This window comes from Carboxylicivirga caseinilyticus, assembly GCF_050589785.1.
Lineage (GTDB): Bacteria > Bacteroidota > Bacteroidia > Bacteroidales > Marinilabiliaceae > Carboxylicivirga > Carboxylicivirga caseinilyticus.
Genome location: NZ_JBNGOX010000022.1, coordinates 21,720 through 36,306, shown reverse-complemented (window position 1 = coordinate 36,306; position 14,587 = coordinate 21,720). Strand labels below are relative to the sequence as shown.

The window sequence follows — 14,587 nt, the reverse complement described above, 5'->3', positions numbered from 1 at the left end:
TCAGCACTCTTAAAACAACAGCAATGATTTACTATCAAAAAGGATCGGAAAATACAGTACTCAGTGATACAGATTTGAAAAAAGGCTTGTTTGAAGCTTTGACAAAACTGGGTAACAAGGAAAAAGTACTGGCAATTCCTCCCGATTATACAAGATTTCATTCCAAGGCTGGTGAGCTAACAACATTCACCTATGAGTATTTTGGCGATAAGCTAAAAGATGTTTTACCTGCTCTTGGAACACATGCAGCAATGACTGCAGAAGAAATCAACCATATGTTTCAGGGTGTTCCGACATCTCTTTTCAGAGTGCATGACTGGCGAAACGACATTGTAACAGTTGGAGAGATTCCGGCCGAATATGTATCTGAAGCAACAGAAGGACTGGTAAACTATACCTGGCCAGCACAGGTAAATAAATTATTACTTGATGGCGAACATGATCTGATCCTATCCATTGGTCAGGTGGTCCCACACGAAGTAATAGGTATGGCTAATTATAACAAAAACATATTTGTTGGTACAGGAGGTTCTGAAGGCATCAACAAAAGTCATTTTGTGGGTGCAGCTTACGGTATGGAACGGATTATGGGTCGTACTCAATCTCCGGTTCGGCAATTGCTGAACTACGCTTCAGATAATTTCACCAATCACCTGCCTATCATCTATGTTTTAACAGTAATAGGTAAAGACGACAGTGGCAAATCAGTCACTCGTGGATTATTTATAGGAGATAATGTTGAAGTATTTGAATTGGCTGCAGCATTATCGTTAAAGGTTAATTTTAAAATGGTTGAACAACCGCTTAAAAAAGTGGTTGTTTACTTAGATCCGTCTGAGTTTAAAAGCACATGGCTAGGTAATAAAAGTGTGTATCGAACCAGAATGGCCCTGGCAGACAATGCCGAATTAATTGTACTGGCACCCGCACTAAAAGAATTTGGTGAAGATGCTACCATCGACCAGTTAATTCGCAAATATGGCTACTGCGGAACTCCTGCAACTTTAAAAGCCATTGAAGAAAATGATGATTTAAAAAGCAACCTTGGCGCTGCCGCTCATTTAATGCACGGAAGTAGCGAAGGACGTTTTTCAATCACCTACTGTCCAGGTCATTTGACAAAAGATGAGATTGAATCTGTAAACTTTAAATATGCTCCTCTGGACGAGATGATAGCTCGTTATAATCCAGAAAAGTTAGTTGATGGATTCAATACACTACCCGATGGAGAAGAAATTTATTATATTTCCAATCCGGCTATGGGTCTTTGGGCTCACCCAGATCGATTTAAAGATTAATAAATAAAAATAACCTTCAAGAAAATGAAAAATTTATCAGACATAGGATTAGTTGGATTGGCTGTAATGGGCGAAAACCTGGTTCTAAACATGGAAAGCAAAGGATTTACTGTAAGTGTTTTCAACCGTTCAACCGAAAAAGTAGATAACTTTTTAGCCAACCGTGGAAAAGATAAAAATATCAGGGGAGCACATTCCCTTGAAGAATTTGTTGCCTCAATTGAGCGTCCACGCAAAATCATGTTGATGATCAAAGCAGGTCCGGCAGTTGATACTACCATTGAATCGATTCTTCCATATCTTGAAAAAGGAGATGTTTTAATTGATGGTGGTAACACTCATTTCCCTGATACCAACCGACGCACTAAATACCTTCAGGAAAAAGGTATTCTTTATATCGGAACCGGGGTGTCAGGTGGTGAAGAAGGAGCATTATTAGGCCCTTCCATCATGCCTGGTGGTTCAAAAGAAGCATGGCCTTTGGTGAAACCTATTTTCCAGGCTATTGCAGCTAAAGTTGAGGATGGCTCACCTTGTTGCGACTGGGTAGGTGAAGACGGAGCCGGTCACTTTGTAAAAATGGTTCATAACGGTATCGAATATGGTGATATGCAGTTGATAACCGAAGCTTACCAGATTATGAAAGATCTGTTGGGTATGTCGGCTGATGAAATGCACGAAGTTTTTAAAGAGTGGAACACTGGTGACCTGGATAGTTATCTGACTGAAATCACCCGCGACATTCTTGCTTTTAAAGATGAAGATGGATCTCCGTTAGTAGATAAAATTCTGGATACTGCAGGTCAAAAAGGAACCGGTAAATGGACTGGCGTTGCAGCCCTAGATCTTGGTATTCCATTAACCTTGATTGGAGAAGCTGTATTCTCTCGCTGTTTATCAGCTATTAAAGAAGAAAGAGTTGCAGCATCAAAAATATTAAGCGGACCAACACCATCATTCACTGGCGATAAAAAACAATTAATTGACGATCTACGCGATGCTCTTTTTGCATCTAAAATTGTTTCGTATGCACAAGGTTATGCCTTGATGCGTGCTGCTGCTGAAGAATACGGATGGGAACTAAATTACGGAGGCATTGCTTTGATGTGGAGAGGCGGATGTATTATTCGCTCTGTTTTCTTAGGTAAGATTAAGGAAGCATTCGATAATAACAACGAACTTTCCAACTTGTTACTGGATCCTTACTTCAAAGAAAAAGTTGAAAAAGCGCAGGCTGGTTGGAGAAGAGTAGCTGCTGCTGCCTTGACTAACGGTATTCCGGCTCCTGCTTTAACAACTGCCTTAAATTATTTTGACGGATACAGATGTGAACGTTTACCTGCCAACCTGTTACAGGCTCAGCGCGACTATTTTGGCGCACATACCTATGAAAGAATTGACAAGCCTCGTGGCGAATTCTTCCATACCAACTGGACAGGAAGAGGTGGTGATACGGCATCGACGACTTATAATGTATAAACTTAAATAACTAACTAAATGGCTAGTAACCAAAACAAAATGACAAACTACAGATGGGCAATCTGTGCACTGTTGTTCTTTGCAACAACAATCAATTACTTAGACAGGCAGGTTCTGTCGTTGACATGGAAGGACTTTATTGCACCTGAATTCCACTGGACAGATTCAGACTATGGTAATATTACCGCATTGTTCTCCATATTTTATGCTATCGGACTTTTAGTAGCCGGTCGATTTGTCGACTGGATGGATACTAGAAAAGGATTCCTTTGGGCTATTGGAGTATGGTCTGTAGGTGCCGTATTACATGCATTCTGTGGCATTGCTACTTCAGGTATCGTAGCAGGTGAATGGTTTGTAGGTTTCGAAGGGGCGCTGCATGCAATTGAAAAGGTAAAAGATGTTGGACTCATTGTCAGTGTAAGTGTGACCCTCTTTATTTTTGCACGTTTTGTACTGGCCATTGGTGAAGCAGGTAACTTTCCGGCAGCTATTAAAGCTACTGCAGAATTCTTTCCTAAAAAAGACCGTGCTTATGCAACCAGTATTTTTAATGCCGGTGCTACTGTAGGTGCTTTAGCAGCTCCTATTTCTGTACCTGTCATAGCTCATTATTTTGGATGGGAAATGGCATTTATAGTAATTGGTGTGCTTGGTTTTATCTGGATGGGATTCTGGGTATTTATGTATAAAAAACCTAATGAGCATCCAAAAGTAAATGCAGCTGAGTTAGCTTATATCAACCAGGATGATGAAGTTATTAAAGAGCATTCTGTTGATACTGAAAAAGCCGGAAATAAAATTGGTTTCTGGAATAGTTTTAAGTATAAGCAAACATGGGCTTTTATCGTAGGTAAGTTTATGACTGACGGTGTTTGGTGGTTCTATTTATTCTGGACACCAGCGTATATCAGTGATGTGTATGGATTAACTTCTGATACTACCATGGCTCAGGTCTTATTATTTGTGTTGTATGCCATTACTTTATTATCAATCATTGGCGGTTGGTTACCAACTTATTTTGTAGATAAAAAAGGAATGAACCCATATGCAGGTCGAATGAAGTCAATGTTAATTTTTGCCTTCTTCCCACTACTTGCTTTATTGGCTCAACCATTAGGAGCATATTCATATTGGTTCCCTATCATCATTATCGGTATTGCCGGTGCAGCTCATCAGGCCTGGTCGGCTAACATCTTCTCTACCATTGGAGATATGTTCCCTAAATCATCTATTGCAACTATTACAGGTATCGGTGGTATGGCTGGAGGTATCGGTTCTGCAATGATTAATAAAGGATCTGGTCTTTTATTTGATTTTGCAGATGAATCAAAAATGAGATTATTCGGATTTGAAGGAAAACCTTCTGGTTATCTGATTATCTTCTCAATTTGTGCGGTTGCTTACCTTATTGGATGGATCATTATGAAATCATTAGTTCCTCAATATAAGCCAATCGTTGTTGAATAATCTTCTTTGATCATTCAATATTATTTCAATTTATAAAAACCGGGAGATGTTAATACTCCCGGTTTCCACTCAGAATCTATGAACGGCAGAAAGACCCGAATAAAGGACATTGCTGAAAAAGCAGGTGTTTCTATTGGTACAGTTGACAGAGTATTACACAATCGTGGCGAGGTTAAAGCTGAAACTAAAACCCGTATTTTAGAGATTGCAAAAGAGTTGAAATATCAACCCAATATTGCGGCTCGTGTATTAAAATCTTCAACAGCCTATCGCATTGCCGTTTTAATACCTCAAAGTTATGGCGACAACCTCTTCTGGGATAAACATCCACAGGGCATATTAAATGGAGTTGAGGCTGTTCAGCCATTTACGGTTCAGACACAGTTTTACCGTTATGAGATGTATAATACTTCTGACTTTGAAGACAAAACAAAGTCTATTCTGAATTGGCAGCCTCACGGAGTTATTTTTGCTCCTATAATGAAAAAGGAATCGGATACTTTTTGTCATTTACTGGATGATGAAAATATTCCCTATGTTTTTATTGATACTTTCATTAATAACACCAATTGCCTGACATTTTTAGGAGAAGATGCATATCAAAGTGGACGTGTTGCTGCCAGCCTTATTGACATGGGCATAACAAAAGATAAAGATGTATTGATTGTGAATATGTCGCTCGATTTGGAAAATACGCAGCATCTGAACAGTCGTAACAAAGGATTTCTGAGCTATTTTATGGACGCCGGAATTAATACAGGTGAGAAAATAAGCATTGAAATACCGAGTGCCCAGCCTAATGTAGTGTCAGAAGTGCTGGATCCAATTTTTGATAAAGAAAATAATATCGGGGCCATTCTTGTTTCAAGTTCAAGAACATATTCGGTTGCCGAATATTTATATAATAAGGGTAAACGTGACATATTTCTGGTAGGTTATGAATTATTTGGGAAAAATGTAACCTACCTTCAACGAAGAGTTATTCAATTTTTAATTGGACAACGACCTGTTGAACAAGCTGAGAAAGCATTTAAAAAGCTGTTTGATTATCTGACTTTAAATACAATTCCTGAAAAGAAAGAATTTCAACCCATTGACATTGTCAATGCTGAAAACATGGGATTGTTTTAAAAATAAGGGAAAAGAAAAAATAACCTCCAGACAAGGTTATTACAAACTAAGAAAAATCCTGATGCCTTGGGCATATTAGTTAAACTAAATAAAATCAACAGTTATGAAAAAATTATCGAAGTACTCCTTTGGTGTAGGCGACCGTTTTGGTCACCAGGGCAATGCCCAGCTAAAGGCTGTAATAAAAGTTCGTGACATGGGTTATGATATTTGCCCTGTCTGGAACAAATCTAACCGCGAACATACAACTATAGGAACTCATCCTGATGACGTTCGTGTGGAAGCTGATGCCAGCGTTAAAGCGTTGGGTTGGGATAATCAATACTTTGTAGATGCAGATCATATTAATCTGGATACAGTTGATCGTTTTTTACCTTCATCTGACTTTTTCACCATTGATGTAGCCGGATATATTGGCAAACCAGCCTCTGACGCTGACATCGATGCGTTTATCAACAGTTGTGAAATCTATATTGGAAAAGTTTCGATTACAGGTATAGATGAACCTTTTGAGGTAAAACGCGATGACTTGAAGAAACTGGCAGGTCAGTATCTATTTGCAGCACAAAAAGCCGGAGCAATCTATAAAATTATAGAAGATGCCAAGGGAAAAGGAAATTTCATCACTGAAGTATCCATGGATGAAGTTCCTAAACCACAGACTCCAATTGAATTATTCTTTATATTAAAGATGCTGGCTGCTGAAAAAATTCCTGTTCAGACCATCGCCCCTAAATTCTCTGGTCGATTCAACAAAGGAGTAGATTACACAGGTAATCCACTTGATTTTGCGAAAGAATTTGAACAAGATCTGCATGTATTGGATCAATGTGTGGCTGAGTTTGGCTTACCTGCTGAAATTAAATTAAGTGTCCACTCTGGCTCTGATAAATTTTCTATTTATCCTTACATCGGTAACATCCTGAAAAAACTGGATAAAGGAATCCATGTAAAAACAGCCGGCACAACATGGTTAGAAGAAGTTATTGGCTTGTCAATGGCGGGTGGTGATGCTTTGCAGTTTATTAAAGATCTTTATGGCAAGGCTTTAGCAAAAATCGATGAACTATGTGCGCCATACGCTGATGTAATTGATATTAAAACAGATGAATTACCATCGAAAGAAGCTATTGCCGACTGGAGTGCAGATGATATGGCAAACGCTATTCGTCATATTCCGGACCATCCGCAGTACAACCCCAACATGCGTCAGTTAGTTCATGTGGCATATAAACTTGCTGCCCTACAATCGGATGTTTACTTACCACTTTTGAAAAAACATGCCGATATAATTGGTGAGTGCGTTTACGAAAACATTTACGACCGACATCTAAAACGTCTTTTTGATCTTTAATAGATTTATATTTTACTATAAAGAGGTAGCCTTTCGGTTGCCTCTTTTTGTATTCCGACATTTGTAATAGCAATTTCAATTAGAAAAAAGGAATCCTTTACAATCAAGGCTATAAGAGCAATACTCATACAATCATTCTGATATTTGCCCCCCTTTTTACGATTAAACATACACCCTTGTAACCATTCATAAGCTTTAATTTTATGATAATAACTTTTAAAATTAAATCAGTATGAAAAAAATCTTTACAATCTTATTAGGCTGCTTTTTTATAGGAATGGTTAATGCTCAAACCTGGACAATCTATACGTGTGATGTTATGCCTCTTAGTGCTGATCCAGCCTGGGCTGAATCAGATGCAAGCAGTAATGCAACTGTCTATACTCTTGAAACAGTGGATGCTTTATCCGTGATTCACGGATTAGGTGTTGATGGTGACAATAGTTCAAAAGGTTCTTTTAAAATGGATGGTGATAAAAGTACTGCCATTACTGTAATGTTTAGAACAAAAACAGGTGTTACCAGAACTGATGGTCTTGAATTTGAAATCAATACTATTGATGGTCGTTTAAAAATTTACTTAGAATATGATAATTCTAGAGTCAAATTCAGTGATGATTTAGGTTCCTCAGCATATGCATCTGATATTGATGTAAATACCTGGCACACCTACCGTATTACAATGAATGGTACTGCATGGAAAGCATATATGGATGAAGATGCAACACCAATTGCGACTGGTACCTCAAACCAAGGTACTCAGTCAAGAGTTGTTAAATTTGGTGATGGTGGTTCAAATGATACCGATGGTTACCTGGATTGGATTGCATGGGATACATCAGGAGAGTTTGAACCTGGAACAGCTGTACCAACAGGAGTTGTTGTTGATGGTGTGTCAACTTCAATAAACAGAATTGATTTTAATGGTACAGTTGTTAAAACTGAACTTTATAACTTGGGCGGAGTTTATGTTGGTGATGAACAAAACTCTCTTAAAACAGGTATTTATATCCAAAAACAAACCTACAGCAATGGGGTTTCTAAGGTAAGTAAGATACAGGTAATTAAATAATCAAGTTTCCGAATAAAGATTTAAGGCTGTCCGTTTGGGCAGCTTTTTTTTGTTTTAAAACTCTTAAATTAAACCATTTTACACCAGAACCTTGTCCATTAATACAGAAGCTAATACATTTCAAATAACTGATGCAATAGACTATCAATACGGAGAAGACTACTTATTAAAATGATTAACTGTTTATTAAACGAAAAGAAGTATTTAAGCTCAAGCTTTAAACACGTCTCATATTCTATCTATCACCAATATCATCTGACATTAAATAATCAATAAAAAAGCCTGCAGATATTAAATCCACAGGCATTTCTCTATTATTAATTATGGGTAATTATTGCTTAACAAACAATTTGCTCTGCATTCCTTTAGACGATACTAATTGAAGAATATACATACCATTCGAACATGCATTTATATCAACTTCGCCATAACATCTTGATGCTTTAGCAGGCAAATTAACAGATTCTATAACGCTTCCATTAAGTGATACCACATTAACCGTTACTTTTAAAGGTAATTCACCTGCCTGATAACTAAATCTTACTTTGGATGTAACAGGATTACCATGTAAAAACAGTTCGTAATCAATCTCGTTTACAGGACTAAATATCCCGGTTTGATTGTAGTTGGTTTCAAAGGCTCCTAAATCCGGAGCATCATCATAAAAATCATAACCTAAATCAGTGCCACCATCAATCAGATCGCTTCCCTGGACCAGTTTAAAAACATCCAGATCAGGAAGGCTACCATCTGCTTGTCGCGGACCGGTAACACCCGTCGTATCGAGGCTAACAAAATCAGCCGAATTACAGGTGAACCCATTCCAGCTATTGGTTTGTTGCAATACACTTGAAGTCAAGCTTACTTTATTGCTTCCTTCTACTGAAATACAATTGACAACCTCAGCTTCTTTGGCTGAATTAACTGCTGAAGGAATAGAATAATTATTTCCTTTATTCCGATACGATGTTCCGTTATAGAAATACATATCACCCTTATTGTTATTCTGATCAAATCCCTTTGCTTTATTATCGAAAGCAACACAATTGATTAGGGTAAAATTATGCATCAACGTTTTATCATCACTTCCACCAACTTTAAATCCATTTCCATTAGCACTTGCTCCTGCATCTGTTCCGTTCAGGAAATATCCATTTCGCCATGTCCAGCAGTTCTCCAAAACAGTATAAACATCATCTGTCCCACGCAAATAACCGTCCCAGCCATCATCTACATTCAGCCATGAACGACATCCATAGAAATAGTTATTGTTTCCAACATCCATTTTACAGGCGAATCCATCAGCATCACCATAATCTGTTGGATCAGCATTTCCGTAGCTATCGCAGTTGATAATATTATTTTCAGAAGCACCATTTCCCAGTTGAAGACCCGTATCCTGATGCTCGTAAAAAATACAGTTTTCAACGGTGTTGTAACTTCCGGAAATAAACATTCCGTTATCACCTGCTCTGCGGATGGTCAAACCTTTAATGATCCAATACTGACCACTCAAACTAAATCCCCGGTTACCACTATCAAGTGCCATTTGCGAGAAATCGATGATCACTTTTTCGTTCTGATAAGCCATCATCTGAATTGGATTAGCTGCAGTTCCACTCCGACTCAGGCTTATTTTAGTCGAGTATTTATACTCTCCTTCACGAATATAAATTACATCACCTGCTACTGCCTTACTAATGGCTGTTGTAACATTAGCAAGAGGTGAATCCAACGATGTTCCTGTATTGGAATCGCTGCCTGTTTTTGCTACATAATAGTCTGTGGCCTTAACCATTCCCATTGTCAGCAAAACCATAAATGCTGTCAGAATTATTTTTTTCATAACAATCAGGTATTATTTACAATTTAAGCAGGTTGTTGTAATTGCGCTTATAATGTAACACCACTCTTAAAAATGGCTATTTCCTTAAAATCTGTTATTTCGTGATTTAATTTCTTTCCGTTGGCAACTTCAATCAGATAATTTGTAAAGTCTTTACGAACTTCATTCATATCTGCACCTTCAACCAGCACACCTGCATTAAAGTCCATCCATTTCGATTTATGCTCGAATAGTTGGGTATTGGTGGCTACTTTTACTGTTGGCACAAAGCTTCCGAACGGAGTTCCTCTTCCGGTAGTAAATAGTACCATTTGGCAACCTGAGAATCCCAGTGCAGAAGCTGCAACCAAATCATTACCAGGTGACCAAAGTAAATTCAATCCATTCTTGACAATCGGATCAGCATAATCAAGTACATCGGTTACAATGGCTGTACCACCTTTCTGAACACACCCCAAAGATTTCTCTTCCAGAGTAGTAATTCCACCATTCTTATTTCCAGGAGAAGGATTTTCGTAAATTGGTTGATCGTGACGACGAAAATAATCCTTAAAGCCATTAATCATCGAAACAGTCTTATCAAAAACACTTTCCGAATCGGCCCTGTCCATCAATAAGGTTTCAGCACCAAACATTTCGGGCACTTCAGTCAGAACAGTTGTACCACCCTGACCTACCAACCAATCTGAGAAACGTCCCAATAAAGGATTTGCAGTAATACCAGAGAAACCATCGCTGCCACCGCATTTTAAACCAATACGTAGTTTAGACACAGGTTGGGCTGTACGGCTATCCTGCTTCATTAATTCAGCAAGTTCCTTAACCATTTCAAGACCAACCTCTACCTCATCTTCTACTTCTTGCGCAATCAAAAATCGAATACGACTTTCGTTGTAATCGCCAATCACCTCTTTTAATGATGAGATCTGATTATTCTCACACCCAAGTCCTAATACCAGAACTGCTCCTGCGTTAGGATGCTTGATTAATTGCGACAAGGCTCTTTGGGTATTACTATGATCATCTCCTAACTGCGAACAACCATACTGATGACCTAAAACCACCACATCATCGATGTGTGATAAATCAGCTTCTTGTTTTAACTGATTGGCTATTAAGCGAGCCTGACCATTTACACATCCAACGGTTGGTACTATCCATAACTCATTTCTAATACCAACATCTCCGTTTGCTCTTTGATATCCATTGAATGTTAATCCTTCAGCAGAACTTTGTATTTCTTTCCCGTTTGGATTGTAACAGTATGCCAGGTTATCACCTAAACCGGTACGTAAATTATGAACATGAATATGATCACCCACTTTTATATCGGCCTGAGCGATACCAATTGAGGCAGCATATTTTAATATATGCTCGCCTTTATTGATTGATTTTATCGCTATTTTATGCCCTTGTGGAACATCATCATTCACCACAATTTCATTCCCTTCAACTAAAATCAAATCCCCTTTACTGATTGCTTCCAAAGCAATCACTACACTGTCATCAGGGTGAATTTTAATACTGTTCTTCATTATTTATGCTACTTTTTTCAATACAGTTGCAATACCTTCTGCTAAGATGGCATTAACATATGTTGCTACTTCAGCAATAAGGTCATCAATAGCTGTAAAATCTACACCCCAGACTTCCTTATTTGATAAAATAGTTTCCACTTTCTCATTCACACTTTTAGCACTACTCCATTCGTTCTGAATAAATTGAACATATTCGGGAGTGTCTGTAATACTAAATGACAAACCGTTGTATTCACCTTTATACAAAGTAATCAAGGCTGCTAATGATAAAGTTAATCGCTTTGGCAATTCTCCTGTCCGATTAAATGAATCGATTAATGAAGGATAATCGCGGGTTACCCATTTTGATATAGAGTTTAATGAAATATCCTTAAGGTAATGCTTAATGTATGGATTATAGAAACGTTCCAGAATTTCGTCTGCAAAAACTTTGAGCGCCTCTTTGTCTCCTGCGATATTAGGACTCACCTCTTCACTTACCATGTTTTGGATGAATTCTGAAATGGTCTCATCATTAAAAGCCTCCATTACAGTTTGATATCCGCTTAGCATACTTAAGGCAACCATTGCAGAATGTGAACCATTTAAAATGCGCACTTTCTTATCTCGGAATTTGGTCATGTCATTCAACCAAACAACATTTAAACCTGCTTTGTCGAACGGAAATTGTTCCCTTACATGATCCGGTGCCTCAATAGCCCATAAATGAAAATATTCACCTACCACAACCAGGTTATCTTCGTAACCTAATTCAGCCTGAATCTCTTTGATATTATCTTTTGGAAAACCTGTAACAATGCGGTCAACCAGCGTACTGCAGAAATTACAGCTTTCGTTTAACCAGTTAATGAACCCTTCTCCCAGGTTATTTTGTTCAGCTAATTCAAATACAATTTCCTTCAGTACTGTAGCATTTTTATCAATCAGCTCACAGCAAAAGAAAGTAATGCCTTTATCAGCTGCTCCGTTAAAATGTTCATATCGTTGATACAACAACTGACATACCTTGCCCGGAAATGATTTTGGAGGCTTAGCATAAATATCCTCATTCTCCACTCTTGAGATACCAGCCTCTGTAGTGTTTGAAACAACCAGTTCCAGTTCAGGACTTAAAAAATATTGCTGGTACTTTTCGTATTCGCTATATGGATTTAATGCATCCTGAACAGCATCGACCAACTCTGTTTGTGTAATGGGGTTACCATCTTTCATCCCTTCGAGCTTTACATGGTAAAGACAATCCTGTTCTTTCAGCATTGGCACCAAACCATTCTCTAATGGCTGCACTATTGCTACTCCTCTGTTAAAACCAATCTCTTTGTTTGCTTTATTGATCATCCAATCAACAAAAGCCCTTAAAAAATTACCCTCCCCGAATTGTAAAATTTTTACGGGATACTCTTCACGTTTTAATGTTTCGTTACTTAATTTCTGCATATCTAGTTTTGTTTGTTTGTCACTAGCCTATTAGGATCGAAGTGCAAATAAATACCCTTTTCAGATAAAAAATATGGAATTGCGTACAGAATAATTGGTATTCTGCCACAGATAAAAATTGATTACGAAGTGTTGTTTTCCCTTATTATCGTGTTCATTTTAATCAGAACACATGATTAGCGAATAGTAACTATTTAGTTACTATTCTTTTGCTCAATTAAATAATTCAGATAAACCTCCAGGTTAGTGAAATTATCATCTAATGTTTTCCCTTTTTGATCAGATGGATCTGTTGGATCCAGACCATTTGCAGACTCCCATTCATCATTCATCCCATCATTATCATTGTCTGTTATTTCATTATATTGCTCCAAAACCGGATATCCTTCAGTATCATTTTCCGAATCAATAATTCCAGGTCCGTAAACTCCTTGATACGTGGTTATGCCCATTTCTGTTTCATGTACAATGCGCGAATCCACAACATCTCTTGCTAAACTAGCACCTGCATCTGCCAATACTTTAACAAAAGCATCCTCAGGTGTATCAGTTTTAATAACACCAAAATCAAAAGGTGTGTAAGCTTTCACAACAGTACCGTTCAGTCCCTGAACTCCTCCAGCCCAGTTATCGGCTGTGATATCAGGATAACCATCGACATAATTACCATCAATATACCATTTACTGTAATATGGATAATCAGTACTAATATCTGTTATTTCAACAATTCTGTTTGGATATTTTTCATTAGCCGGTCCTGATTTATAATAGTTGTTCACCATATTATGCTGGCCCATTTCTCCACCATAACTACTGTTGTATCCCCAATTATAAATCACATTATTTCGAAAATCCACTATTTCTGTATCTCTTGTATCAATGTGATACCTGGCTCCACAAAATCTTGGATTTCTACTGGTATGATGAGCAATCAGATTATGATGAAAAGTAGCTCCCATACCACCCCAGATACCTCCATATCCATGATCTCCTTTGGGATGAGTTGACCGATAAAAGCTTTCACTTATAATACACCATTGCATTGTAAAATCAGTATTATCATAGAAACTGGCAACCTCATCATTACCCCAACTGAAAGAACAGTGATCAATGATAATATTTTTGCAGTTACGTCCCCAGGCCGAATCATATTCACCAGTTCCTTTGGCTGCTCTGAAACGAATATATCTTATAATTACATTTTCTAAATTGTCTTTAATCTGCATATAATCACCTGCAATGCAAATACCATCACCAGGCGCAGACTGCCCTGCAATGGTTAAATTATTCTGACTAATTACTAAAGGTGAGTTTAAATGTATAGTTCCTGAAACCCTAAAAATAATGGTTCGGGCACCAGACTGATTTATTGCATAACGCAAACATCCGGGTTGATTATCATCCAGTAAATTTTCAACAAAGAAAATTCTACCTCCCCTTCCTCCGGTTGTATATCGCCCAAAGCCTTCAGCTCCGGGGAAAGCATCTACGGTTCCAATAGGTTGCGGATCAACAGCTGTTGAGCTTTCAACATTAATGACTAACGTTTCTGTTTTTTTCTGGCCCATTTCATCATATGCCTCAACCCTGACACCGGTTGTAGTGCTTTGATATGACATTGTATAACTGAAATTGTATACCAAACTACCATCATTTATAGAACTTTCTTCTAAAACAGTTTCTGTTGTACCATTTAATTTGAATGCTTTGATACTTACCAATGCATTTTCGGATGTAATAACACCTGATATAACAGGCTTATAAGTTGAAATATCAACTGATAGCGGGTTTGGATTAGTAAACTCTATTTTGATTGTAGAAGGTTCTTCATTAGAATCCTTTTTATCTGAACACGCACTAAAAACAATCAAACAACACAATAGAACCTTTGAAAGATACCTTTTCATAAAATACAATGTAAAATTACTTCAATAATAGATGAATAGTAAAAATGGGCACATC

General features: G+C 37.7%; 10 protein-coding genes. 6 read left to right on the top strand and 4 right to left on the bottom strand.

The genetic code is table 11. From position 1 onward, the window contains the following. Positions 1-23 precede the first annotated feature (23 nt). The 6 genes from ACRD62_RS12350 (at position 24) to ACRD62_RS12325 (ending at position 7,804) form a co-directional block, all read left to right on the top strand. Positions 24-1,298, top strand: a complete 1,275-nt coding sequence (locus tag ACRD62_RS12350) for a nickel-dependent putative hexonate epimerase (RefSeq protein WP_430820423.1) — start codon at positions 24-26, stop codon at positions 1,296-1,298. Positions 1,299-1,322: 24 nt separating this feature from the next. Beyond that, positions 1,323-2,777, top strand: coding sequence for a decarboxylating NADP(+)-dependent phosphogluconate dehydrogenase (gene gnd / locus ACRD62_RS12345; protein WP_430820422.1), 1,455 nt, complete (start codon positions 1,323-1,325; stop codon positions 2,775-2,777). 39 nt (positions 2,778-2,816) lie between these two features. Further along, on the top strand, positions 2,817-4,247 hold the full coding sequence (locus ACRD62_RS12340) for an MFS transporter (protein WP_430820421.1): 1,431 nt from the start codon (positions 2,817-2,819) through the stop codon (positions 4,245-4,247). Between the two features lie 78 nt (positions 4,248-4,325). Beyond that, a complete protein-coding gene (locus tag ACRD62_RS12335; protein ID WP_430820420.1) occupies positions 4,326-5,378 on the top strand; it encodes a LacI family DNA-binding transcriptional regulator in 1,053 nt (350 codons plus the stop codon). Between the two features lie 103 nt (positions 5,379-5,481). Next, the gene (locus ACRD62_RS12330; protein ID WP_430820419.1) at positions 5,482-6,732 is read left to right on the top strand and encodes a tagaturonate epimerase family protein; all 1,251 of its coding nucleotides are present in this window, start codon (positions 5,482-5,484) and stop codon (positions 6,730-6,732) included. A 232-nt stretch (positions 6,733-6,964) separates the two neighbouring features. Beyond that, a complete protein-coding gene (locus tag ACRD62_RS12325) occupies positions 6,965-7,804 on the top strand; it encodes a hypothetical protein (protein ID WP_430820418.1) in 840 nt (279 codons plus the stop codon). A gap of 331 nt (positions 7,805-8,135) precedes the next feature. Here the strand turns inward: ACRD62_RS12325 and ACRD62_RS12320 are convergent, their stop codons facing one another. The 4 genes from ACRD62_RS12320 to ACRD62_RS12305 all read right to left on the bottom strand — a co-directional run bounded on the left by ACRD62_RS12320 (position 8,136) and on the right by ACRD62_RS12305 (position 14,532). Continuing rightward, positions 8,136-9,650 carry a right-handed parallel beta-helix repeat-containing protein gene (locus tag ACRD62_RS12320; RefSeq protein WP_430820417.1) on the bottom strand — a complete coding sequence of 505 codons (1,515 nt, stop codon included), beginning with the start codon at positions 9,648-9,650 and terminating at the stop codon, positions 8,136-8,138. A gap of 47 nt (positions 9,651-9,697) precedes the next feature. Then, positions 9,698-11,185 carry a UxaA family hydrolase gene (locus ACRD62_RS12315; protein WP_430820416.1) on the bottom strand — a complete coding sequence of 496 codons (1,488 nt, stop codon included), beginning with the start codon at positions 11,183-11,185 and terminating at the stop codon, positions 9,698-9,700. Positions 11,186-11,188: 3 nt separating this feature from the next. Continuing rightward, on the bottom strand, positions 11,189-12,625 hold the full coding sequence (locus tag ACRD62_RS12310; RefSeq protein ID WP_430820415.1) for a tagaturonate reductase: 1,437 nt from the start codon (positions 12,623-12,625) through the stop codon (positions 11,189-11,191). A 194-nt stretch (positions 12,626-12,819) separates the two neighbouring features. Beyond that, complete coding sequence (locus ACRD62_RS12305) at positions 12,820-14,532, bottom strand: pectate lyase family protein (RefSeq protein WP_430820414.1); 1,713 nt, start codon at positions 14,530-14,532, stop codon at positions 12,820-12,822. Positions 14,533-14,587: the final 55 nt, after the last annotated feature.